17 protein-coding genes and 6 pseudogenes are annotated in these 25811 nt (G+C 37.9%); 16 read left to right on the forward strand and 7 right to left on the reverse strand.

Annotated features, from left to right (window positions below; genetic code table 11):
- Window positions 1-2 precede the first annotated feature (2 nt).
- Both FTX43_RS06015 and FTX43_RS06020 read left to right on the forward strand, forming a co-directional pair.
- Window positions 3-1252, forward strand: a pseudogene (locus tag FTX43_RS06015) (PTS ascorbate transporter subunit IIC).
- A 1-nt stretch (window position 1253) separates the two neighbouring features.
- A pseudogene (locus FTX43_RS06020) lies at window positions 1254-1991 on the forward strand (sugar isomerase domain-containing protein).
- A gap of 251 nt (window positions 1992-2242) precedes the next feature.
- Here FTX43_RS06020 and FTX43_RS06030 read toward each other — a convergent pair.
- Together FTX43_RS06030 and FTX43_RS06035 are read right to left on the reverse strand one after the other, a co-directional pair.
- Complete coding sequence (locus tag FTX43_RS06030; RefSeq protein WP_002301441.1) at window positions 2243-3082, reverse strand: aldo/keto reductase; 840 nt, start codon at window positions 3080-3082, stop codon at window positions 2243-2245.
- Window positions 3083-3223: 141 nt separating this feature from the next.
- Entirely contained in the window at window positions 3224-4051 is an 828-nt protein-coding gene (locus tag FTX43_RS06035) for a manganese catalase family protein (RefSeq protein ID WP_002316032.1), read from the reverse strand.
- A gap of 191 nt (window positions 4052-4242) precedes the next feature.
- On the opposite strand from FTX43_RS06035, the pseudogene FTX43_RS06040 reads away from it, so the two are divergent.
- The 5 genes and pseudogenes from FTX43_RS06040 to FTX43_RS06060 all read left to right on the forward strand — a co-directional run bounded on the left by FTX43_RS06040 (window position 4243) and on the right by FTX43_RS06060 (window position 8444).
- Window positions 4243-5189 (forward strand): annotated as a pseudogene (locus FTX43_RS06040) (magnesium transporter CorA family protein).
- A 633-nt stretch (window positions 5190-5822) separates the two neighbouring features.
- Entirely contained in the window at window positions 5823-6071 is a 249-nt protein-coding gene (locus tag FTX43_RS06045) for a GlsB/YeaQ/YmgE family stress response membrane protein (RefSeq protein WP_002292290.1), read from the forward strand.
- Window positions 6072-6270: 199 nt separating this feature from the next.
- Window positions 6271-6675: an organic hydroperoxide resistance protein gene (locus FTX43_RS06050; RefSeq protein ID WP_002292291.1), complete on the forward strand. Its 405-nt coding sequence runs from the start codon at window positions 6271-6273 to the stop codon at window positions 6673-6675.
- A gap of 147 nt (window positions 6676-6822) precedes the next feature.
- Complete coding sequence (locus FTX43_RS06055) at window positions 6823-7866, forward strand: hypothetical protein (RefSeq protein ID WP_002292292.1); 1044 nt, start codon at window positions 6823-6825, stop codon at window positions 7864-7866.
- A gap of 14 nt (window positions 7867-7880) precedes the next feature.
- Complete coding sequence (locus FTX43_RS06060) at window positions 7881-8444, forward strand: restriction endonuclease subunit S (RefSeq protein ID WP_002308020.1); 564 nt, start codon at window positions 7881-7883, stop codon at window positions 8442-8444.
- 751 nt (window positions 8445-9195) lie between these two features.
- Here FTX43_RS06060 and FTX43_RS06065 read toward each other — a convergent pair.
- From FTX43_RS06065 to FTX43_RS06075, 3 genes are read right to left on the reverse strand one after another with little or no spacing between them, the layout of a single operon-like run.
- Window positions 9196-10077, reverse strand: a complete 882-nt coding sequence (locus FTX43_RS06065; RefSeq protein ID WP_147606857.1) for an ROK family protein — start codon at window positions 10075-10077, stop codon at window positions 9196-9198.
- A 21-nt stretch (window positions 10078-10098) separates the two neighbouring features.
- Window positions 10099-11082, reverse strand: a complete 984-nt coding sequence (locus FTX43_RS06070; RefSeq protein ID WP_002310605.1) for a LacI family DNA-binding transcriptional regulator — start codon at window positions 11080-11082, stop codon at window positions 10099-10101.
- A gap of 12 nt (window positions 11083-11094) precedes the next feature.
- Window positions 11095-12573, reverse strand: a complete 1479-nt coding sequence (locus tag FTX43_RS06075; RefSeq protein ID WP_002344646.1) for a sucrose-6-phosphate hydrolase — start codon at window positions 12571-12573, stop codon at window positions 11095-11097.
- A 227-nt stretch (window positions 12574-12800) separates the two neighbouring features.
- On the opposite strand from FTX43_RS06075, the gene FTX43_RS06080 reads away from it, so the two are divergent.
- Together FTX43_RS06080 and FTX43_RS15165 are read left to right on the forward strand one after the other, a co-directional pair.
- Entirely contained in the window at window positions 12801-14756 is a 1956-nt protein-coding gene (locus FTX43_RS06080) for a sucrose-specific PTS transporter subunit IIBC (protein ID WP_002335153.1), read from the forward strand.
- Window positions 14746-16221, forward strand: a pseudogene (locus FTX43_RS15165) (alpha-glucosidase). The gene FTX43_RS06080 and the pseudogene FTX43_RS15165 overlap by 11 nt, the downstream one beginning before the upstream one ends.
- A 195-nt stretch (window positions 16222-16416) precedes the next feature.
- On the opposite strand, the gene FTX43_RS06090 reads toward FTX43_RS15165, so the two are convergent.
- Window positions 16417-16833 carry a PRD domain-containing protein gene (locus FTX43_RS06090; protein ID WP_002310610.1) on the reverse strand — a complete coding sequence of 139 codons (417 nt, stop codon included), beginning with the start codon at window positions 16831-16833 and terminating at the stop codon, window positions 16417-16419.
- A gap of 440 nt (window positions 16834-17273) precedes the next feature.
- On the opposite strand from FTX43_RS06090, the pseudogene FTX43_RS06095 reads away from it, so the two are divergent.
- From FTX43_RS06095 to truA, 7 genes and pseudogenes are all read left to right on the forward strand, one after another.
- Window positions 17274-18922: pseudogene (locus tag FTX43_RS06095) on the forward strand (heavy metal translocating P-type ATPase).
- Window positions 18923-18993: 71 nt separating this feature from the next.
- On the forward strand, window positions 18994-19221 hold the full coding sequence (locus FTX43_RS06100) for a heavy-metal-associated domain-containing protein (RefSeq protein WP_002310613.1): 228 nt from the start codon (window positions 18994-18996) through the stop codon (window positions 19219-19221).
- 4 nt (window positions 19222-19225) lie between these two features.
- Window positions 19226-19768 carry a ferritin-like domain-containing protein gene (locus FTX43_RS06105; protein ID WP_147606858.1) on the forward strand — a complete coding sequence of 181 codons (543 nt, stop codon included), beginning with the start codon at window positions 19226-19228 and terminating at the stop codon, window positions 19766-19768.
- Between the two features lie 562 nt (window positions 19769-20330).
- Window positions 20331-20707, forward strand: a pseudogene (locus FTX43_RS15505) (DUF4767 domain-containing protein).
- 335 nt (window positions 20708-21042) lie between these two features.
- Window positions 21043-22263, forward strand: coding sequence for a serine/threonine transporter SstT (gene sstT, locus FTX43_RS06115; RefSeq protein ID WP_261801560.1), 1221 nt, complete (start codon window positions 21043-21045; stop codon window positions 22261-22263).
- Between the two features lie 151 nt (window positions 22264-22414).
- Window positions 22415-23050, forward strand: coding sequence for a DUF998 domain-containing protein (locus FTX43_RS06120; protein ID WP_047929418.1), 636 nt, complete (start codon window positions 22415-22417; stop codon window positions 23048-23050).
- Between the two features lie 189 nt (window positions 23051-23239).
- Entirely contained in the window at window positions 23240-23980 is a 741-nt protein-coding gene (gene truA / locus FTX43_RS06125; RefSeq protein ID WP_002294728.1) for a tRNA pseudouridine(38-40) synthase TruA, read from the forward strand.
- A gap of 144 nt (window positions 23981-24124) precedes the next feature.
- On the opposite strand, the gene FTX43_RS06130 is transcribed toward truA, so the two are convergent.
- The gene (locus tag FTX43_RS06130) at window positions 24125-25762 is read right to left on the reverse strand and encodes a membrane protein (RefSeq protein WP_002297448.1); all 1638 of its coding nucleotides are present in this window, start codon (window positions 25760-25762) and stop codon (window positions 24125-24127) included.
- Window positions 25763-25811: the final 49 nt, after the last annotated feature.

Genomic DNA, 25811 nt, shown 5'->3' on the forward strand with positions numbered 1-25811 from the left:
TCATGAGTTTTGTCACAGATCATATTTTAAAGAATCCGCCAGTATTGCTCGGACTGATTGCAATGATCGGGTTGATCGTGCAACGAAAAACTTTTGCCGAAGTGGTGAAAGGCTCGTTGACAGCAGTCTTTGGGATGGTAGCATTGACCGCAGGGGTCAATATGCTGACGGGAACGATCGCACCAATCAACACAGCGGTTCAGACACAGTTGGGGGTTCAAGTAGCCGATGGCCTTTCTGATGTGACCTTCACAGCAGAATACGGGGGAACTGTTGGGTTAGCCATGTTTTTGGATTGATATTGCACTTATTGATTGCTCGTTTTACACCAGTTAAGACGATTTTCTTGACGGGTCATATGTTATGGTGGTTCCCATTTGTGATCGTTGCTGGTGGGGTTGAAGGTGGAATGTCGGGGATTCCATTATTGATTTTAGGAGCTGTTTTATCTGCTTGTTATTGGTCATTTATGCCTTGGATCATGCGGAAATATGTGTGGGATGCCACTGGCGATGATTCGTTCTTGATTGGACATCCTACAGGGATCTTATCGATGGTGTCCGGCTTCGTGGCAAAACGAGTAGGAAACAAAGAAAAATCGACAGAAGATTTAAAAGTGCCAGAAAACCTGTCCTTTTTCCGTGAGATTTCCATTACAGGTGCCTTGGTGATGTTTTTGATGAATATTGTTGTAGGAATTATCGCACCAGTTCTTGTCCCAGAAGGTGGGAATCTGGTCATGTTTGCTGTTCAAGCAGGCTTGAACTTTGGCGCAGGACTCTTGATCATGCTTTATGAGGTCCGCCTATTGATCAACCAAATTATTCCAGCTTTCCAAGGGATTGCCGAAAAAGTCGTCCCTGGAGCCAAACCAGCTTTTGATGTACCGATCCTATTCAATTATCGTCCGAATGCCGTGATTATTGGCTTTATCGTAGCTATGATCACCTCAACGATCCTTGTGATCATTGTCAATACGACGAATGTTTTTGGAATCTTGATCGTACCATTAGTTATCACCAGTTTCTTTGAATGTGGCGGCGCAGCAGTTATTGGAGAAGGACAAGGCGGCTTGCGTGGCGCAGTCATTGGTACCATTGCCGCATCATTTGTGATGGACTTGTTAGTTGGTGTATCTGCCGTTCTATTCAGCACAACGATTCAAAACTGGATTCTGATCTTTGGTGGCAATGACTTATCACTTTGGGGAATCATTGGTCGTGGTCTCGGCAGTCTATTTTGGGGAATTTAATATGTATCAATATGTTGATAAAATTCATGCATTACTATAAACCGTTGAAAAAAAGGAACAGCATGCAATCGATGAGGCAATTCGTCTCTTGACTACAGCAAATCTAGAAAAGCATTCGATTTATATTTTTGGGGTTAGTCATGCGGGGATCTTGGCAGAAGAAATGTATTATCGCGCGGGAGGGATGATGACGATCAATGCGATCTTTGGGCGAGAACTGATGTCGGATCGCAGTCCCATCACCTTTACTAGCAAAATGGAACGACTAGAAGGCTACGGCACCGCATTAGCGGAAATCCAACTGTTCAAAGAAGGAGACGTGCTGATTTTACACTCAGTTTCAGGTCGTAATCCCGTCATAATCGATTTAGCACTAGCGGCAAAAGAAAAAGGCGTCAAAATTATCGCTTTAACAAACAAAACGTATTCGCAATCAGTCACTAGCCGGCATTCTTCGGGTCTTCGTCTGTTTGAAGTCGCTGATCTTGTAATCGATAATCATGGGGAAATTGGTGATGCAGGTTGTCAGATTAAGGGGATGGATCAAAAAGTGGGGCCTACTTCAACGGTGATTGGCGCTACGATTCTTAATACCATTATCGTCGAAGTTTGCCAACAATTGAAACAAGCAGGAATCGATTATCCGCCCATCTTTTATTTCGCAAATATGGATGGCGGCGATGAATTGAACCAATCATTGTTTGAACAATACAAAGAAGCCATTCATTATCAGTTGTAACGATGATTGTACAGAAGTTTTAACTCAGAAAAAGAACTGTGAAAAAAGCATAATCCAAATGAAAACTGATCGTGTCAGAAGTTTTTACTTCTCATAAAATAGCAGCAAGACTTCAGTAGAGCCTTGCTGCTAGTAGATCTAAGGAATTCAATTGGGGCAAGTCATCTCGCAGTTCTTTTTTTGTGACCACTCCAATTCCTATAATTGATGTGAGCCTATGAAATCCCTCAGGAGCTTTATGCTGTCTCACTTTACTCAAATTCTTCATATTCATTCGGATCTTGACCTTCAATACGTCCATCTTCTTTGTTCAAGCGATTGATTGCATTGATTTCTTCTTCAGTCAATTCAAAGTCAAAAATAGCTAAGTTTTCTCGCTGATGGCTCAGGTTTCGGGATTTTGGTAGTGGTAGAATCCCGCGATCGACGTGCCAGCGTAAGATGACTTGACCCGCAGATTTTTGATATTTATTTGCTAGATCAGTGATGATGGATTCTTTGAGCGCCGCGCTGCCGCGACCTAATGGACTCCATGCTTCAGTAATGATCCCACGTTTTCTGTTTTCTGCTACCATTTGTTCTTGGACCCAGTAAGGATGGATCTCGATTTGATTGATGGCTGGTGTGACACCAGTTGCCTCAATAATGGCATCTAAATGTTCAGGTTCAAAGTTAGATACACCAATAGAACGAATCAAACCTAATTTTTGCGCAGTCACTAACGCCTGCCACGCTTCAATGTACTTGCCGCGTTTAGGCAGTGGCCAGTGGATCAAAAAGGCGTCAAAGTAATCTAATCCCATGCGCGCCAGCGATTCTTGAATACTGGTCAGTGCATCATCATATCCATGATATTTTCCTGGTAATTTTGAGGTGATATAAAACTCAGAACGAGGGACACCGGATCGGCGAATCGCTTTACCGACGATTCCTTCATTGTCATAGTTCGTTGACGAATCAATCAAACGATAGCCATCTGCAATCGCTGCTTGCAACTGGCTTAAGCCTTCGCCACCGCGAATTTGATAGGTACCGATGCCCACGGCTGGGCGCATATTGCCGTCATTTAGTGTAAGTAAAGGTGCTTTCATATAATGATTCCTCCTTTTTCTTATACATTCTACTCTAACGCTTTTTTAGCTTTAAGGTAACCAACTTGCTCAATAAGACAAGAAAAGAGCAATGATTTCTTGTGAATGGAATCATTGCTCTTTTTATTCGTTTCGATCAATTTATTTTTCAGGTGGCGTGCCATACATTTTTGGTGTGACAGGATCTAGTTTTGGCGCTTTGCCTTCAACTTTAGGTGTAGAAAGCCATTGGTATTCACCTTCACCATCAAGTGCTTTTCCTTTTGCCCAAGAGCCTTCTTTACTTTGATCTCCTTCAGAGAAATTGTAAAAGTCATAGGCGATGTCTAACCGTTCTTCATTACGAGGGAAAGTGCTCGGTACTAAGATTGTACCCTCTTTTTCTTCAAGTTCTTTGACAGCTTGTGCCCAAAGGTTTTGGTGATAGCTGTCCCGAGCTAATAGCACGGATAAGAGGTCTTTAACTCCACGGTCATTAATCATTTCATAGATTCGAGCGACTTGTAATCGTCCTTGTGATTCTGCATTTAAATTGGCACGGAAGTCTGCCAGTAAATTACCGCTGGCAATGATATAAGCGCCACTCCATGGATTACCGACACTGTCAGCTGGACGTGGTCCTAAGCCAGCAACGATCGCATGTTGTGGATTCATTCCAGAGATAATTGCGCCAATTGCTGGGTCTTTTTTCATTGCGGCTTCTTGATCTTCTACCGGTGCACCTTCTAATAAACGAGCAACCATTGTAGCAAGCATTTCAACGTGTACAATTTCTTCTGTCGCAATGTCCATCAACATATCTTTGTACTTTTCTTCTCCACGGCAGCTCCAACCTTGGAAGAGATACTGCATTGCTACACTCATTTCGCCATACTGGCCACCGATCAATTCTTGAAGATACTTCGCAATTAATGGATTTGGTTTGTCTGGTTTTGCTTCGAACTGTAGTTCTTTCTGATGTAGAAACATAGTTGTCCTCCTCTAAAATGATTTTTATTGGGCCCAAAAATATTCTCTCACGTTTATTTAGAATGGTCTGATCAAACGCTTGCTTTATTTCCGTATTAATAAAAACCGTTGAAATAGCGCTTTTTCTTGACAAAAAGCAGTCACCATTAGATAGTTGAAGAGAAGTGAAGGAGTTAAAGGAGAGAGGCAAAATGTATTCGTACTATAAAATCGAAAAGAACCAAATCAGAGAATCATCCGAAGAAGACTATAATTGGTTGGTAGTCAAACATGGAAATGAAGAAGAAAAAAAGAGCTGCTGACACTTTTTGATTTACCGGAAGATATTTTTATTGGCTCCGATGAACCAGAGGAAGTTTCTCGATTAGAACATTTACGAGACACTAAATTAAACAATCCGTTTCTTTATACATTGATCGATCTTTCTTCAAATCATCAAGAACGCATTGAAAAACGCCTTGAACCTGTCACATTTATTCTTTCCAAAGGATTGATGATCACCTATGTCTCTAGAGAATCGAATCTCGTTGAGCGATTGATCGAGAAACATGGAAGTGAGCTTCGACATTTTGAGGATATCATTGCTTTTGCCACATTAATGATCTATACCCACTATATCAATGGGTTGAAAGAGATTAAAAAGCAAATCGACCAATTGGATGCGGCTGCCCGTAAAACAACCGAAAATAATGAACTATTTAATCTGGCAGACACAGAACGAGATATGGTTTATTTGGATCACACGTTGAAAGATCAGAATCTTACAGTGAATCACTTGATGGAACGAAAAGAGTTTTTAGACAAATTAGATAATGAATCGTTAGTTTACGACATTAAACTGCGACAGAAATTTGCCAACAAGCTTGTCACGATCTATCGCGATTTATTGGAAACCATCGGTGGTCTATTCTCGGATATGATGGACAATAATTTGAACCATTTGATGAAATATTTAGATTCAGCAGCATTAGTGGTTGCAGTGCCATCATTGATTGCTGGACTTTGGGGGATCAACACTGGCGGACTGCCTGGGAAGGATAACACGATAGGAACGATTCTAGTTTTTGGGTTAGCTGTCTTAGTAGGCATCCTTACTGCTGTCTATCTTTCAAAGAAAGACTTTTCAAAAACAAAATAAAAAAGCAACTTTGTCTAGCATTGAACGCTGGGCAAAGTTGCTTTTTTTCGTGACTTCACAATCGCGAAGACTGTCCAATAAGCAGAGGGGAGAAGCGAGAAATGAAAAATATTAAGAAGAAAGGCCGGGGTACAATCCGAACAATTTATATTTTACTTTACTCGCTATTGCATACGCTCACTTCTATCGTTGCTTTTTCTCATAATCCTTTTACATAGTGAGGGGAAGCAGGTTTCAAATACAAAAGGCAGAATCAAAGGAATGCCAATTGTTTTGATGTTTCATCAGAAGGATGTAGTGAATGAGGTGTGTACGACAATCAGGTTTCTTTGATTGCTTTTATTCATAGGGAAGATGACGGTTGAAAGCAGACAATGAAAGAAAATCGTACATAGTCTAGGTACCCTTTATCAGAAAATAACTTTTTGCTGATCGAAACGCTTTCAAAGAGCTGCGGCAGTTTTTTTGACCTCTTGCAGTGAGTGTTAACGATTCTAAAAAAGTTGACTTATCCTTAATATAACAACGTTTTAAATTTTTTTGTTTTTTTAAGAGCAAAATTTTTGTGTATTTTTAAGAAGAAGCGTAACATAATATGTGTAATAAATATTTCACAGAAAGAAAGAGAAAATTATGCATTGGTTATGGGTATTAATCGTAGGAGCTATTATCGGTTTGATTGCCGGAGCAATTACAAATAAAGGTGGATCAATGGGATGGATAGCTAACATCGTTGCAGGTTTAGTTGGTTCAGCAATTGGACAAGCATTGTTAGGTAGCTGGGGTCCTCAATTAGCAGGAATGGCTTTGATTCCTTCTATCATTGGTGCGATCATCGTTGTTGCTGTAGTATCATTTTTCTTGGGACGTTCAAGAGGTTAATCGTCAAATATATCAGCAATTTTACCTATTATCTTAAGGAGCAGCTTTTCGCTGCTTCTTTTTTTGTATAGATAAACTGCTTCTATCACTGATCATCGATGTTGTCTAACTGATGTCGCCGAATGCAAGCATTACCTTTGTCAGATTAAAAAATACTCGTTACACTTAATATAGAACGACGAAAGAAAGGATGATCTCAATGAAAAAAATGTACGAAACAGCAATGATCAATCGTGGAGGCCGTGATGGCGAGGTTGAGGCACCAAACGGAAGTATGCACATGAAGATCGACCGCCCAGGAATCCATAGTGAAGGGACAAATCCGGAACAACTTTTTGCGGCTGGATACGCATCTTGCTTCAACGGCGCGGTTCAACACATGCTGGAAGAAAATAATCTTGAGTCTGATTCTGAAGTCAAAGCACGGGTATCTTTATTTCAATTAGAAGATGGGGGCTACCAAATCGGGGTTGTTTTAGAAGTTTCTTTGCCAGGACTTGAGAAGGACCAAGCAGAGAAAATCGCAGAAGAAGCCCACGCATTTTGCCCATACTCTAAAGCAACAAGAGGCAATATTGATGTGGAAGTGACTATAGTAGAATAAGGGATTCTTAATGTTACTATAAATGAGATTATGAAAGATCCTATAAAGAAACGCTAGTAAAAGAAACGCTAGTAAAAGAAACATGTAGTTACGGTAATTAATAGCGGTATATGTACGATTGATCGAATAGAACAAGGAGGCAAAAAAATGACACAGCGGGTAGCAATAATGATTTTAGTGTTGCTGGTCATTGGCCTCCTTGTTTACTATGTCCTAAAGTTTAAGCATTGGAAGCAGCAACGGATACATCAGGATATTGAAAAAAAGTTAAAACGGTATCCTATTGTTCAAGCAGCTTGGGAAAAGGCTGAAGCAAAACAATATAACATTCCTGGATTAACAGAAACAAGAATGGTGGTGCCGGAAACCGGCGAAAATGAGGTTTGTCAATGGATGACGCCGCAAGGGTTGGCTTTTTCTCAAGATTTTGTGTTTATTTCTGCCTACTGCTATGACCATCAGCATCATTCTATTATTCATGTACTGGATAGAGAAACAGGACAGCCGATCAAACTGCTGATTTTACCTAAACGGCCACATGTAGGGGGCTTAGTATATGATACAAAACGGGAACTTTTATGGTTGACAATCACAGGATCTGCTACTGGACGAGTAGCCGCTTTACGTTTGATCGATATCTTAGCAGATACATCTGAAGAGACGGGACAGCCAATCGCTTATTGGCTGACAACTGATCTCTCAGAGATTCCACAAGCATCGTATTTGACTCAAAACAATGATCAACTGGTATCTGGCAACTTCACACTAAAAGGTGAAGGACAGTTGACTTTCTATCTATTGCCGACGATAGCTGAAATGAAAACAGCAATTCGCCGCAAAGACAAAATCCAACCAACCGTGACAATGAGCAGAAAAACATCTGATAAGATTCAAGGTGTGGCTTTTTATGGCCATTATCTCTTAGCCAGTCGTTCTTATGGTCCTTATACCTCGGAACTCTTAGTGTCCGAGCGGGACTCTCCTAGCCGGATCCTAAAACGAATCAAATTTCCACCGTATTTGGAACAAATCGTTGTTGTAGAAGATCGTCTAGCAGTATTGTTTGAAAGTGGCGCCGCAGCGTATCGCGAGAAAGCCAATCCTGTGTTAGCCAATGTTTTATTACTAGACTTAGCAACGTTGCTTCATGCAAATAAGCGTCCCAAAAAGATTGCTGCAACTAAAAAATAGTCGGACAACTCAAGATGATCACTGTTGTTCATGAAGAACGACAAGAAAAATCATCTAGCGATGTTCGACTATGGGTTTATTTAGGAAGTATTTCTACTAAGATTCAATATGGCTATACAGATTCGGCGAAAAAACAAGGCAATGTTAAGTTTTTGAGAATCACAGATATACAAGAGGGACGTGTAAATTGGTCCAGTGTGCCTTACTGTGATATTAGTAATTCTAAACTAGTTGATTTAAGATTGGAAGAAAATGACATTTTGATAGCAAGGACAGGAGGAACTATGGGAAAAAGTTTCTTGGTTAAGGAAATAAGTGAGGAATCTGTTTTTGCTTCTTACTTGATTCGAATTAGGTTAGTTGAGAAATTATTATCAGAATACGTAGACTGCTTCTTAGACTCGCCATTATATTGGAAGTTATTAGAAAAAATTTCTTACGGAACTGGGCAACCAAATGTAAATGGTACAAATTTATCTAAACTACTTATACCATTACCACCTTTAGAAGAACAACAACGCATGACTACTAAAATAGAAATGATAAGAAGATCTATTCGTAGAATCAATTTTGAGTAAATATAACGGACCTAGCATCCATTTTATACCAGATGATGCTAGGTCTATTATTTATATTTTATGGAATTTAATTGATTTGTTCTAGTGTTTTAATATTATTACGACAGTAAAAAAATAGTTTGATTCTTCTAACATGAATGACCATCTAGAAGTGGAAATGTATAAAAGATTTATTTTATGAAGTTTTCCTAATATCATTCACTCATGATACGCAGCTCCGTATCATAAGTGATGATATTTTTGTAATGTGTTCGGACATGCTCTCTACTTACTAGTAGGTCAAGTGATTGATCATTAAATAGTAGAAATAGCATGTCCAAGGAGACATTCCACAAAATCATTAACATACATTAAATAAATTGAGCTGTTGCATAATAGACATAAGGATGTGTTCTTTTCTATATTTTGAAAAGCTGTCAGGGCGAAGTTTAAATATCACAAAAATTAATTGGAAAAGATAAACAACTGGAACTTGCTAGCGTTGCAAGTTGAATAAAAAAACAACCAAGATTAGATTGTAGGAACTTGTAGAAGATCATAATTTGAAGTTAACAAAAGAATTCCACGACACCTCTACTCTGTTAAGTACAGGAAACAGAGAGTTAAGGGCAAGAAAAATAGGTGAGGATACCGGGTTGAAAGGCCGATTGGAGAACATAAGTTAATAGTAAATAAAAAGACGAAGAAATCGCGTCAAGTGGATTCTTCGTCTTTTTATTGATGAGATTGTTGTGACAACGTGCTTATTTTATTAGAAGATATCTTTTTCTGATTTTTCTAATGCTAAAGCTAAACACCCAATGATTCCAGCATCATCTCCTAATTTTGGAGGTAATACATAGTTTTCGAATGCTGGGTAGTCTACATAGTGATTCATCAAACCAACCAAAGCTTCTTGGACTCGTTCTCTCAGATGTGCTTGTTTCATTACACCTCCGCCAAAGATGATGACATCAGGTGAAAATAGAAGAGTTGTGTTATAGACACATTGAGCGATGTAATAAGCTTCTAATTCCCAAGAAGGATCAGCGGCAGACAACTCTTGACCTTTCATGCCTGTTCTTTGTTCGATTGCAGGTCCAGAAGCCATTCCTTCCAGGCAATCGCTATGATAAGGACAAACACCTTTAAAGGTATCCACAGGGTGTCGGCGCACAAGCATATGTCCCATTTCAGGGTGGCTGAAACCTTCTACAAAAATGCCATTTTGCAAGGCACCGCCACCAATACCTGTTCCAATCGTGTAGTAAACAATAGTGGAACGCCCTTTTCCATTCCCCGCGACATATTCTCCGTAAGCAGCTGCATTGACATCGGTGGTAAAGACAATCGGTAGTTCTTTTAAATTTTTATTTAAATAACCGATAAAATCAAAATTCTGCCAAGCTTTTTTTGGCGTAGAGGTGATATATCCGTATGTTGCTGAATTGGGATGAATATCAATCGGTCCAAAAGAACCTATTCCAATCGCTGCCAGTTGTTCTTGGTGTTTTTTGAAGAAATCAATAACGTTATTCATCGTTTCTATCGGCGTGGTTGTAGGGATTTGTATTCTTTCAATTACTTCTAAATCTTTCGTACCTACTGCGCAGACAAATTTTGTTCCGCCAGCTTCAATTGCTCCATATAACATAAAACATTTGCTCCTTTGCAGTTAAGTCGTTTTACCTTGAATCAGCTTTACTGGTAAAACGTAATGTGATTCCAGTGGTTTTTCAGCATCTTGGATTCTTTGCAGTAGCAAGTCTACAAGGATGTCGGCAATATCCGTTATTGGTTGAGCGATAGTAGACAGATGCGGAAAATAATTCTGGATAAATTTTGTTCCGTCATATCCAATGATTTTCAATTGCTCAGGGATGCGGATATCGAGCTCTTGACACAGATTGTATGCCAATACAGCTGTAAGATCATCTGTGCAAAAAATACTGTCAATCTCTTCATTTTGCAAAATCCGTTTAATTTCTAAATTTTTTAAAGCAGTGGAACGAGCAGTTGAATGGAATTGAAAAATCTGTGGTTCTAGCTGCTGCTCATCCATAAATTTCAAATAGCCGTTCATTCGGTCATTTGTGGGGGAGTTGGATTCTTGCGAGCCCGTCAAAATAGCGATTTTACGAGCTCCTTTTAGATAGAGATTTTCTGTCGCGAGATAACCGCCTCGGAAATTATCACTGCTGACGATTGGTGTTCCGTCTGCCAGATAGCGGTCAAAAGAGACGATTGGCAACTCAATATTTTCGTACTCCTGTATCCCGAGATTATGAGCGCCGGCGATGATGCCGTCCACTTTATTTGCTGCTAACATGTTGAGATAATTTCGTTCTTTTTCTTTATTATTAGCACTGTCACATAAGATCGAACGATAGCCTAAATCAAATAATTTACTTTCCAACTGTTCGACTAATTCGCCAAAAAACGGATTAGCAACTGTTGGGAAAATCAAGCCGATCAATTGAGTGTTTTTTCCTTGAAGTGAACGGGCTAACGAATTCGGCTGATAATTGAGTTCTTTCATTGCTTGATTCACTTTATCGATTGTTTTTTGACTTAAAGAACCATAATTATTTATCACTCTCGAGACAGTAGTAGGAGAGACTCCTGCTTTTTTTGCCACATCTGTCAATTTAACAGCCATTTTCTTCATCCTTTATTTGTTCATATTCCGCAGATGCCATAATTTCCCTTTAAATTCCCTGTCACTTTTTATATACAAGCCCGTTTGATCATCTGTCGGAAAGACACGGGCAGTCGCTGTTTGCTGTCCATCATTTACAAACACCTCTACAACGGAACAATCAACAAATATTTGTAATTTCAGCGGTTTCTTTTCAATTGAGAATTCACGTACAGTTCCAAAATTTTCAGCGAAAGATTTGCCGGCATGGCTGCGATCCATACTCATTTTACCATGTATCGTATCAAAGGATAGTGTTAAACCGTGTTTTTGTTGTTCATCTGCAAACAATAAAATAGTACCTTTCTGTGAGTAATCGAATTCTAACTGGAGTTCATATTGATTTATTTCCGCGTCAATAGTGGTTTCCAAACCGCTAAAGTGATAAGGTTTTCCTTTTCGCAACTGCGCTGTTTCTTTCACCGGTCGTTGATAGAGCTGCTCTTTTTCAATAGTAAGTTCTTTTACGATGCTCAAGCAGTGTGCCCATCCTTCTTCGTCAGTTGGATAGCTGATTTCAGGCAACCCAATCCAACTGATTGCCAAGGTTCGTCCATTTTCATCACTGAAACAATGCGTCGCGTAAATGTCAAATCCTTCATCTATATTTTTTATGTGAGTAGGGTCGGAAAGCTCATTTTTTTCAAAATCAAATGTTTGACCGATCACGTAAGTATTCGGGTAAATATTACTGTATGAGTGGATCTCGTGAGATAAACCTTGTGGGCAGAAGACCAGTAGTGCTTTGCCGTTCACAAATAATAGATTTGGACACTCGATCATAAAACCCATTTCTTCCTCTGTAAAACCCAAAGTTCCTAAAAACTGCCAATTTTGAAGATCTTTACTGTAATAAGTTAGGATACTTCCTTGTTTTTGTTCAGTTTGTGCTCCGACAATGAGCAAGTAACCGTCATCATAAGCAATCAGCTGAGGATCACGGATTTCTTGTGTATATCCCGGAGGTGGGGAGCTGATCAAAGGAGTCGGTATCTTAGTGATATTACCATTTTTGTCCATCCATGCCCCTAACTGGAAGGAATGACGTCCCCAATTCGAATCACGCACATTTCCGGTATATGCAAGGAACAGTTGATTATCAATCGGCAAAGCTGAACCTGAGTACACACCGTGACTGTCAAATGAATTATCCGGAATCAGTTTGAGGCCATCGTTTTTCCAATCTATCAGATTAACTGAGGAGAGATGGTACCAAGATTTCAGACCATGAACAGACCCCATCGGATATGCTTGATAAAATAGCTGCCATTTCCCGTCGAAATAGGAAAAACCATTCGGATCGTTCAATAAACCAGTAACTGGTTGTATATGGTAGCCTAAGCGCCAATGGGAAGAATTGATTTTTTTCTCTAAGGAATGCAAATGTTCTTCAGACCATTCTTTATATGGACGATAACGATCCGTTCGTGACCAATTTTCTTTAAGTTTCATGACAAACTCCTTGTAAACGTATTCTTGACGTTATAATATATTTTTCCTGATGAAATGTCAAACGAATATCAAAATAAAGTAGCTTATAAATGCTATTTTTTATATATAAAAAATTATTTTATTTAAGATTTGATAATCGATTGACAATTGTTTTAAATCATGGCATATTGTGCTTAAGAAAAATTTATAGTTACTGCTTCAATAATTTTGGATTAGGAGGAAATGAAATGGATTACAAAAAAGTAGCTGAAGAAATCAGCAAAGCGCTTGGAGAAGACAATGTACAAGCAGCTGCTCATTGTGCAACACGTTTACGGCTTGTCTTAAAAGATTCAGACAAAGTAGACCAGAAGGCTCTGGATGATAATGAAAGTGTGAAAGGAACTTTTGAAGCAAATGATCAATTTCAGATCATTATCGGAGCAGGTGATGTGAATAACGTATATGATGAATTCGTTAAGATCACCGGCGTAAAGGAAGCTTCAACTGACGTTTTGAAAGCGGTAGCATCGAATAAGAAGAATAATCCTGTCATGTCCTTTATCAAGGTGTTGTCAGATATCTTCGTTCCGATTGTCCCTGCATTGGTTGCGGGTGGACTGTTGATGGCTCTGAATAATGTTTTGACGGCACAGGATTTGTTTGGTCCTCAGTCAGTGGTTGAGTTGTATCCATCAGTGAAAGATTTTGCTGGCATCATTAATTTACTTGCTTCAGCGCCGTTTGCTTTTTTGCCGATTTTGGTAGGTTTTTCAGCAACTCGACGTTTTGGAGGCAATCCGTATCTTGGAGCAGCAATGGGGATGGCGATGGTCATGCCGGATTTAGTGAATGGATACAGTGTGACGAATGCTATTGCAGAAGGATCGATGCCTTATTGGAATATTTTTGGAATGAATGTGGCACAAGCCGGTTATCAAGGATCTGTTCTTCCAGTCCTTGCAGTTTCTTGGATTTTAGCTACTTTAGAAAAATTCTTCCATAAACGGTTGGCTAATGCTTTCGACTACACATTTACTCCAATGCTAGCTATTATTATTACTGGTTTTTTAACTTTTACAGTAGTAGGGCCGGTGATGCGTACTGTCGGAGACGGCTTAGCTGATGGATTAAGCTGGTTATACAGTACTACTGGAGCTTTCGGCTTAGGTGTCTTTGGTCTCTTCTATTCGCCGATAGTCATTACCGGATTACATCAAAGCTTTCCAGCAATCGAGACTACTTTACTAGCAGATGTTGCCAGAACGGGTGGCTCTTTTATCTTTCCAGTTGCCTCAATGGCAAATGTAGCGCAAGGAGCGGCTGCTTTGGCGATTATGCTGCTGACAAAAAATAAAAAGCAAAAGAGTCTAGCTACCACTGCAGGTGTTTCCGCTATGTTGGGGATTACTGAGCCAGCGATATTCGGTGTGAATTTGAAACTGAAATTTCCGTTTATTTGTGGAATGATTGCTGCAGGAATTGCTTCATTCTTTATCGGCTTGTTCCACGTATTAGCAGTTGCGATGGGACCGGCAAGCATCATTGGTTTTATTTCCATTGCACCTCGTTCGATTCCTTCATTCATGATCGGAATTGTTATCAGTATAATGATCGGTTTTTTAAGCACTTACTTCTATGGAAAAAAACATATGGAACTTCTAGCAGATGGTGAATCAAAAGGAACAGAAGCAGCTGAGTCAATCAGTTCAGCTCCTAAAACGACTAGGAAACCGCAAGATGAAGTTTTAGCTGCATCAGTCAGCGGGAAGATTCTCCCTTTAACGAAGGTAAAAGATCCAGTTTTTTCCACTGAAATGATGGGAAGAGGTATAGCAGTCAAACCAGATGACGGGGTAGTCCATGCTCCAGCAGATGGTATATTGACAGTTGTCCACGAATCTAAACATGCATATGGCTTGAAAACAGAGAAAGGAGCGGAAGTACTGATCCATATCGGTATTGATACAGTGAATCTAAAAGGGGCCGGATTCACGACACAGCGACAATATGGTGAATTAGTGAAAAAAGGGGATATTCTCGGTACATTTGATCGTAAATTGCTTAAAGAAGAAGGGTACGACGATACAATTATGGAAATTGTCACTAATTCCTCTGCATATGCTAATGTAAAAATTCTTGAAAAAAACACGGTCAAAAGTGGTGAAGATATTCTGATAGTGAGTGAAACAGATGAAAAATAAATGGTGGAAAAATGCAGTAATCTATCAAATCTATCCTCGAAGTTTTCAAGATACAAATGGAGATGGCATTGGAGATATTCCTGGTATTCTTTCAAGGTTAGATTATCTATAAAAACTGGGAATCAATGCGATATGGTTAAGCCCGGTTTATGAATCACCTAATGATGATAATGGCTATGATATCAGTGACTACAGAAAAATAGGCGCAGAATATGGAACGATGGCAGATATGGATTTACTGATAAAAGAAGCACGACAAAGGGGAATAAGAGTCATCATGGATCTTGTTATCAATCATACGTCAGACAGACATCCATGGTTTCAATCGGCAAAAAAAGTGTTACCAGTCCCTATCACGACTATTATGTTTGGCGTAAAGAACCGAATGGATTAGAGTCGAACTTCGGCGGTTCAGCATGGACCTATGTGCCCGAAGTGAATCAATATTATCTGCACTTGCATTCGAAAAAGCAGCCGGAACAATCTATTACTAAAAATGGTCCTCTTTTACATGATTTATTGCAAGAAATGTACCAAAAAACATTTGGTCATTATGATGTAGTGACAGTGGGAGAGACTTGGGGGGCAACGCCCAAGATTGCGCAGCTGTATTCAAAAGAAGAACGCAAAGAATTATCAATGGTCTTTCAATTCGAGCATATTAATCTAGACAAACAGAATGGCAAACGAAAATGGGATCTAAAGGATTTAGATCCACAGGAATTACATCGGACTTTTTCTAAATGGCAGATTGAATTAGATGGTTGTGATTGGAATTCTTTATTTTGGAATAATCATGATCTCCCACGAATCATTTCTCGCTGGGGGGACGATCAAGAATATCGAACAATCAGTGGAAAAATGCTAGCGATATACCTCCATTTTATGCAAGGTACACCTTATATCTATCAAGGAGAAGAGATCGGCATGATCAATTATCCAGTAAAGAATATTGATGAGGTAGATGATATTGAAAGCCAAAGAATGTATGCAGAACGTATAAAAAAAAGGCTATTCGAAGGAAGAGTTGATCCAATCAATCAACTCGAAGGGGCGAGATAATGCTCGCCCTCCGATGCAATGGAACAATCACAAAAATGGTGGATTTACAGAAGGAACTCCTTGGTTGCCAGTGGGGAATACAGAAGAGATCAATGTAGAAGCAGCATTAGCTGCTCAAAATTCCTTGTTTTATACGTATCAAAAACTGATCGAATTGCGCAAAGAATTACCTGTGATTGTCTATGGAAAATATCAAGTCATTGAGACAGAGGAACCGAATGTTTTAGCATATCTACGCAGTTTAAAAAACCAAAAAATACTAGTTGTAGTTAATTTTTCTGATCAAAAGACTACTTTTCCAATCGGTAAGTATCGTGTCAAACAATTCTTGATCCAAAATTACAAAAAGAAAATTACTAACAATTTACTCCCATATGAAGCTTTTAGCGCGCTGATCTATTAAGTGTTTTTTTCTATAGATGAATCTTTGTTATGAGGTAGATAGTTCAATGAAACAGTTATTCGATTTGTTTATAGAAAACAATTTAGTCAGCAAAAAGGGGGACAAACTTTTAATTGTCTCCCTTTAATTGTTAGGATGGAATATTATCACTCTTAAACAATAAGTTAAAAAAATACTCATTTACATAAAAAAAGATTATTTAGATGCGATAATATCATAGATAAAGAAACATTCATCATAAGAAACAGTGATCCCAAATTCTGTTTCAATATTTTTGAAGGCCTTTTTTACATGAAAAATTGTTTCATGAGAAGGTCTTGTGTCATCTTCTGATATAATTTTAAGTTCATGACCGTTTATCAATGTACGCTCAATTAAACACGCTGTATGAATCAAAAGTTTTAAAAGAATGGAATGAGTGAATTTTTTGTGGAAAGTACATTCCAATTCTTGGATGAAATCCATTAAGCTTTTTTGGATCTTATTCCCAGCTAATAAGTAGAGATATTTGTCCACTGCTTCAATTCCCATATCAAAAACGATATTTCTTGTGAATGAGTGGCTGCTGCCCTTTTTTGATTGTTGTTCTTCAGTCGTAAGATGACAAAGCATCTTATCTTTGAATAAAAAAATAGAACTACCTAAGGAAGCGTCTCGGCGCTTCCTTTTTCTATATGATCGTTTAACGACTGTAGGAATTCAGTATACCAAAAGAAAACCACCTTTTTGACTAAACTTGATAGTGGTCAATTTTTTATGATGGATAAGTATCTATACTTAGTCTCGTAAGAACGAAAAGGAAAAGAGGGAGAAAGATGAAATTTCAAAAGTGGATCCAAGAGCATCGAAATCATATCACCGCCTTATCAGCTGTGTTGATTATTTTTGGTTTTATCGGAAAATTTACTGGATTTGTCTTGTTCTATAACATTGCTCTAGCCATAGCTTCTATTATTGCGGTCATACCTATTATGATCTATGCGTATCAGGCAGTAAAAGTCAAAGTTATCTCAATTGATTTACTCGTTACTATTGCTGTGCTTGGTGCCTTTATGATCGGAGAATACAAGGAGTCAGCTATCGTTACATTCTTGTTTTTGTTTGGTAGTTATCTGGAACAAAAAACATTGACCAAAACGCGGGAATCAATCAAGGATTTGACCGAGATGGCCCCATCGACTGCCAGCGTTGTCCAAGAAGATGGAACGACTGAAGAAGTGGAAATCGATGACGTGGAAGAAGGCGATATCGTCTTAGTAAAAACTGGTGGAGCTATTCCTGTGGACGGCCGAGTCATTGACGGGAAAGGGTATGCGGATGAAGCCGCAGTGACGGGTGAATCACGACAAGTCGTCAAAATCAGTGGAGATGACGTATTTTCTGGAACGATTTTAGCAGATGGCTACGTGACGATTGAAGCAACTAAGGTCGGAGATGATACGACCTTTGCCAAAATTATCGAATTAGTAGAAGAAGCACAAGATACCAAATCACATGCGGAAAAATTCATTGATCGATTTTCTCAGTATTATACTCCAACCGTTTTACTTATGGCATTGCTTGTTGGTCTGATCAGTCGTGATTTTCGTTTAGCCATCACTGTTTTGGTTCTTGGTTGTCCTGGCGCTTTAGTCATTGGTGCGCCTGTTTCGAATGTAGCAGGAATCGGTAATGGAGCGAAACGGGGCATCTTAGTCAAAGGCGGTGAAGCAATGGATACTTTTTCCAAAATCGATACTTTTGTCTTTGATAAAACCGGTACATTGACCAAAGGAACTACTGCTGTATCCACTATCAAGAACTATACAAAGGATGAAGGGGACAGCTTAGCTTTAGTGGCTCGATTAGAAACGTTATCCGATCATCCTCTGGGGCGCGCCGTGATCCATTATGCTCAGGAGAAAGTCCTTGATTTTCAACAATTAGCAGTCAAAGATAATCAGACGATCAAGGGACAAGGAATCACAGCTGAGATTGATGGTCATGCAGTTTGTGCGGGCAACACCAAATTGATTGCCGCTCACAAACTTTCTCTTACACCAAAGCAAGTACAAGATTTACATCAATTACAACAAACAGGCAGCTCAGTCATTATTGTAGCAATCGACAAAAAAATCACTCAAATCATTGGTGTGTCAGATGTGATTCGACCAGAAGTCGCTGAACAATTAGCTAAGTTGAAACAAGCAGGAGCAAAACAGTTAGTGATGCTGACAGGTGATAATCAGATGACTGCCGATTATGTTGCTGATATGTTAGGCATTGATGAAGTCCATGCTGAATTATTACCAGATGAAAAGGTTCAATTTGTGAAAAATACCAAGAAGAAGGATTGCGCGTTGCTTTCATTGGAGATGGAATCAATGATTCTCCCTCTTTGGCTGCGGCTGATATCGGGATTGCTATGGGATCAGGAACGGATGTCGCTATCGAAACGAGTGACGTTGTCTTGATGCAATCTAGTTTTGGATCGTTGGTTCATGCCTACCGTTTGGCTAAGAAAACTGTTTTGAATACCCGTGAAAATGTAGTGATTGCCATTGGTGTCGTCTCATTTTTACTCATCGGCTTATTTGCCGGATTTATTTACATGGCTAGTGGGATGTTCGTTCACGAAGCTAGTATCTTGATCGTTATCTTTAACGCAATGCGTTTATTGTATTTTGGACACGAAAGCAAAGAAAAAAATCGTAAAACTTGATAAGAATCAATTTTTTTATGGAAGCTGTAATCTAGAATAAGACTATCAAGAAAAAGGAAGGAAGAACTACGATGAAAAAAATGATTATGCAATTAGATACACTAACTTGTCCAAGCTGTATGCAAAAAATCGAACATGCGGTTTCTCAACAGCCTGGGGTAAGCAATACGAAAGTTTTGTTTAATGCGAGCAAAATCAAAGCAAACTTTGATCCAGATGAAGTCCACCCTGAACAATTAGCTGCAGTTGTGGAAAAATTAGGTTATGAAGTCCAATCAACAAAAGTAAAAGAGGCGTAAATCAATGAATATAGTGGAAGAAAAATTTGCTCAAGAAACAAAACAAGCAGATATCGACCATCATAAACCAACTGCTGGCGCCATGGTGGGACATGTATTAGCAAATTTTAAATTAGAAGAAATGAAATTGATCCAAGCACAATTGTATGTTTTGGGTACATCTTCGCAAGAATTAAGTACCCTTTTTTCGGAATATGCTGATCAAGAAGCGAGATGGTTCAATAAAATCTCTCATGAGTTAGTGATTGAGAATGAAATCGTTCCGTCTACTTTAGAAGAAGTCATGCGTTATGGAAAAATTTACGAACATGGTCAAAACAAATATTTACCAGCCTCAACAATGTTAGAAAACTTTGCAAAAGATTTCGATTTCCAAAATGTCTTTATCACACGGGCAATCAAGTTAGCTGAAAAAGAAGAAAAGTATGGCTTGCAACAATTGCTTGTTGAACTTTTAAGTTTCCATAAAGAAATCATCTACCAAGTACAAAGACTCCAAGGAAAAACTCTCCGACAAGATTTGGATGAAGAAGACGATGATGACTAAAAGTCTATGTTTCTTCAAATACAAATATAAAGTGTGAGAAAAACAGGAAAAAAACACAACGTTTTGTCTTAAAAATAAAATAAAAAGAAGCACCCGCTGATGTTGTCTATAAGACATCAGCGGGTGCTTCTTAGTTTTTAAATGGTTTAAAAGATGGATGAGAAAATACAAAAAATCAATAAAATCACATTGCTTATTTGATAGAATAAAGAAGTGGGGGAGTAATCGAAAGGAGTTTTTTTAATTGAAAAAGAGGATTTTATTAACAATGGGCCTAGCTTTTTTGTTAGCTGGTTGTACCAACGGGAATGAACCAAGAAAAGAATCAACAAAAGAAACAATTGCAACTATTACAACAACTAGCACAGAGAGCAAGTCAACTGCAACAAGTACAGAAACAGCAGATACCTCTACTTCGTCAGAGTCTTCCAAAACGACTGAAACGACTCAAACATTTACTTCAAGTTCTTCTTTAGAGGCTTCATCTTCCTCTTCAGAAAGCAGCGAACAAGTTGAACAAACACTGTGGAATGCAGACAAAGCCGCACAATTAGAGGCATTTATGACCACATGGGGCCAAACAATGGGGCAACAATACAAAAGTTATACGAATCAAATGAGTGTGGACTTATATGGTCTTAAAGTCCCTCAAGCTATTTTGAATGGGGAGTGGAAGATGGCTATTGGTGGAGTGCCTGCTTCTGCAGAATGGTCAGAAAGTGGGACAGGTCAAGCAGATTATCAAATTACAGCCGTCTATTCCGATGCAGAGACAGAACCATATCTGAAAAAGCACGTCTATCTATTTGGATTTCAGCAAAATCAGCCAAAGTATTGGTGACACAACAAAATCAGGGGAATCCCGATAATTATCTTTACTTCAACGAGACAGCGAATAATGAATTGAAAAATGGCTTTAATCAAATCGTTTATGGGTAAGTAAATTAGTGAGAGAAAGAAGAGACTCAGTGGAAAATATTAATTGATTGCTATGTCTAAGAATTAAGATGAAGGATGAAACTTCCAGTTTCATCCTTCATCTTAATTACGTTTTACTTGGATAACTTTAATAATAACGATAAATAGTTTTCTCTCGACTTCTTTAGAGATTGAATAAACCCTCCAATACTAAAACTGAATGTTGCAAGAGCATGAATTGCCAATTGTATTGTTAGAATTTTTAGAAAATTACACCTTTAGTTTCTTTAGATAAAATGATACAATGATTGTTAAAATTGTGAAAGGGTGGTCATTTGTTAGAGAAGTTTTTGGATATGTCGTTAGTTCAACGTATTGTTGTTGGTATTTTAGTCGGAATATTGTTGGGTATCTTTTTCCCCACATGGACATTTATTTCAATATTGGGGACGTTGTTTGTCAGTTGCTTGAAAGCAATTGCGCCTCTTTTAGTTTTTTTCTTGACGATGGCTTCAATTGCCAAACATAAAATAGGAAATAAGACATTTGTGAAGCCTATTTTAGTCTTATATTTAGTAGGAACATTGCTTTCGGCACTTGTAGCAGCGATTATAAGTTCAATTTTTACTGTTCCTATTACTTTACAAGAAACAGTATCTGAACAAGCACCGCAAAATTTGGAAAGTGTTTTATCTACGATGTTGACAAATGTCACACAAAATCCTGTTCAATCGCTTATTGATGCGAATTATCTTGGTGTCTTATTCTGGGCTGTGTTGTTAGGTCTAGCTTTTCGATCACGTTCAGAATCGACAAAAGAATTGGTGGACCAAATATCTGTAGCATTATCACAAGTCGTACAAGTGATTATTGCATTCGCTCCGATAGGGATTTTAGGATTGGTTTATCAATCGATTGCCACGACTGGAATCGCTGGATTGGCAGAGTATCTGCAGCTTTTACTTGTGTTGATCGGCACGATGCTGTTTGTCGCATTAGTTGTGTACCCGTTCCTCACGTTTTTGTTTATTAAAGAAAACCCCTATCCATTGATTCTCTTTTGTTTGAAAGAAAGCGCGCTTCCAGCTTTCTTTACCCGAAGTTCTGCCGCAAATATTCCGATAAACATGATGCTGGCTGAAAAATTGAAATTGACGAAAGAGTCTTATTCCATATCAATCCCATTAGGTGCTACGATCAATATGGGCGGTGCTGCGATTACCATTTCCGTGATGTCATTGACGGCTGTACATTCCTTAGGGATTGAAGCACCGTTTGTTTTGAAAGTCCTTTTATGTATTTTGTCTGCTTTAGCTGCTTGTGGGGCTTCAGGTGTTGCGGGCGGTTCACTGTTATTGATTCCACTAGCAAGTAGTTTGTTTGGTATCTCTAATGATGTTGCGATGCAAATCGTCGGTATCGGATTTATTATCGGTGTTATCCAAGATTCAATGGAAACTGCCTTAAATTCGTCAAGTGATCTGTTGTTTACTGCAATAGGAGAATTAGGCGCGCGTAAAAGAAGTGGAGAAAAAATCAAATTGAAAGATCGATTAGACGGATTAAATGAACATTGAACATTAGATATTTAGGGATGAACCTTAAGACGATTCAAATTTTTAATGAGTTATATAGATGTTCCTGTAGAATAGAGGTTCCTGTTAAATCGAGATAAAGTCGTTTATAATAACAATTAAAAGCATAGGTAATTGTTATTGGAGGCGCATCATGGATTTTTTACGTAAATTTGGTTTTTTCTTTTTACTATTAGGCGTGTTGAGTGATTTTTTGACTCCGTACGTATTAGGATTGTATTATCCTGAATTAGATCAAATGAAGAGTGTGATCAGTGTATTTGGAGAGGTTTCCAGTCCTGTAAGAAAGGCGTTTCTTATTTGGTCAGTGGTTTCAGGGATTTTTTTCATCCTGTCATTGCCTGCGTTGTATGCTGCATTTGCAAGTATATCTCGTGTGTTAGCTACCTTAGTTACAGCATCTATCGGTTTCTATGGTATAGGTGATTGTATTTTTACAGGTTTGTTCAGTATCAATACTCATGAATCTTCGTGGAATGTCTCGACATGGGTTCATAATATCGGATCAGGTTTAGGTTATAGTGGTTTTTTATTGTTTCCAGTTCTTCTTTTCTTGATCTATCGAAAAAATGAGCAACTGGACGTAAGCCACTTATACCTTGGACTGTCTGTGATCAGTTTGCTTTTTGCGGCGATTTATGGTCTGGCAAGAATCCCTTCTATAAATTCTTGGCCATTACTGAATAAAATAGGATTTTGCCAAAGAATCAGTTTTTTCTTTAATTATGTGCCCATTGCCTGGTTGAGTATCTTGCATCTCAAACAGTAAAACTTGAGTCGTCAAATTGAACAGTCAGCGGACATTTCGTCCGTTGGCTGTTTTTTTGTTTTTCTGAAATATAGTTCCATAATTTTCTTGTAGAGCTTCTGTCTTAGAGAAGCAAGGAGCTATATTTTGTGCTACAATCTTAAAAAGGTAGAGAGAAGACCAAATGGAAGACAGAGGAGCCACTAAAATATGAGAAACATCAAGTTGACAATCGAATATGACGGAAAAAGATATTCAGGATGGCAAAGACTTGGAGATGACGATAAAACCATTCAAGGAAAAATTGAAAAAGTATTGCATCAGATGACAAATGAAGAGATAGAAATTATTGGATCAGGAAGAACAGATGCTGGCACCCATGCGCGAGGACAAGTAGCAAATTTCAAAACAAACACAGAAATTGGACTGGCAGAAATGATCGACTTTATGAATCGTTACCTTCCGCGGGATATTGTCATCAAAAGAATCGAAGAAATGCCTGAGCGCTTCCATTCAAGATATAATGCGGTGGGCAAAAAATACAGCTATTATGTTTGGAACAACGTGATTCCTTCAGCATTTGAGCGAAACCACAGCTTTTATTTCCCTCAAGAGTTGGATATGGACAAGCTGAATGCAGCTTGCGAAAAATTAGTGGGTACACATGATTTCATTGGTTTTTCTGCATTGAAAAAATCAAAAAAATCCACAGTGCGTACGATTGATGAATTATCTATCGAACGAAAGGGAGAAATGCTTCATTTTACTTTTGTCGGAGACGGATTCTTATATAAAATGGTGCGGATTATCATGGGGACATTACTAGAAATCGGCACAGGTGCCATGCCGATAGAAACAATCGATGAAATATTTGAAAGCAAAGTGCGGCAACATGCAGGAGAAACCGTCCCTGCACAAGGTCTGTTTTTGGATGAAGTTTATTATCGATAAAAATACTTTGATAATGGATGAAACGCATGTTTCACAGTATAAATATCGATGTTAAATAATGTATGAAGCAAATTAAAGAAATATAAAAAAAGACTTTTTAGCCTGTTTATGTGTACAGCTAAAAAGTCTTTCTTAAATAAAAATCTAGTGAGAATGTTGTACTTCTCTTCTCGGTTGTTTTTGTTTAGAAAAAGTAAATCGATAAAGTAAAAATAAAATCAAAGTAACGATAGATAAATATCTTGAAGCAATTGCTAGTTTTGTGTACTGATAAGTAATAACGACTTTATTTATACCTGGAGGAATAGTTAATTCAGTTGTGCCAAACTTAGATAATTTTGTTTGTACTAGTTTGCCATTAATAGAAGCCACTTGCCCTTTATAACGATAAATAGGTGTCGTCAAGACAGTATTTTTATTATTCGAATTATCTAATTCAATTGTAAGTTTGTTACTCATAAAATGAGTTGTTGGATTTATTTCCTGGTTACCTAGTAAATATTGATCATTATTAATCATATCAGGATGATAGATTGACTCTTTGTTTGCATAATCAGTATGATTGTAATTTTCAGCTATAGCAACAGCGTCTTCAGGTGCTATAAGTGTTAATGAATCTTTGTTAGCATGGATAGAATTGCTTACTCCTGAGAGATGCAATATTAGTGCAAGAAACGTAAAGACCATTATTTTCCATGAATTATTTTTAGTAGAAAAAATATAATAGATCACTATACTCATCGTATAGGCTATAAATAAAGAAGAAAAACCATTTAACCGCCAGACAAATTGTAGACTCTTAACTGGTGTATGGTTAAAAAGTTGCCAAGGAAATAAATTGGTTGAACAAAAAAGAACAAATACACCAAGAAAGAAAATAAATAAATCATCAGCAGTTAATTTTTTTATAAAAATAAAAGCACCAATCAATCCGAGAAATAAGAATAATCCAATAGTATAGTTGTTATAGTTATTATTTAAAATATGTGTCAGCATATCACTAGGAGCCATACCACTTAATTCTTTTCCCAGTGGGACTTTCAATTCTTGTGCTCTAGATTGTTGAATAAAAGGAATTAAGAATCCCGCACTTAAAAAAAAGGTGAGGGCGGTAGCTTTTAAAAGACTTAAGAGTCTAGCGATTTTTTGGTCCCAAAAATAAAAAGAAAGAAACAACGTTCCTCCAATAAATACAGAAACCATAGCGACAGAAAGTAAATGAGTATACACTACTAGCGTCATGCCAATAGACAACCAGTACCATTTTTGGTAATCTCTAATATAAATTTCGTAACACCCCATTAGTATCAAAGGCAAAAATGTTAAAGCGACAGCTTCTCCCAATGAAGCACGATGGAATATGTCAATGGCACGATAGGCGGAAAATGTATAAATAATCGAAAATAACAGCGAAATATAACGATTGTTTTTTATTTGTTTCATAGAAAAATAAGAAACGACCATTGTTAAAAAAGTGATAAAAAAATAGTAGATATTATAACCTAAAACAAGATTTCCCATCATTTTATAAAATAAAAAAGCTGGATAAAGAGTAAGCCATGGATAAAAAATATTCATCATTGTTCCATGATGATCGAAGTTATTGAAGTTTACTGGAGAACTCCATACATTATCTAGTCCTATGATTCGAGATAAATGAAAGTAAGTATCCTGATTGACACTATGATAGATTCCCTTAGACATGAATAGAGGGATGACGTAAGCAAAACTTAGAAATAACATAAAAATGATATCTATTATTTGGTTTTTGTTTTTTTTCATTTTTTTCTCCTATTTAAAAGTAATAAAAATTGATTCTTTTCTAGTATAT

The sequence above is a fragment of the Enterococcus sp. DA9 genome, from assembly GCF_008000875.1.
GTDB classification, from domain to species: Bacteria; Bacillota; Bacilli; order Lactobacillales; family Enterococcaceae; genus Enterococcus_B; species Enterococcus_B lactis.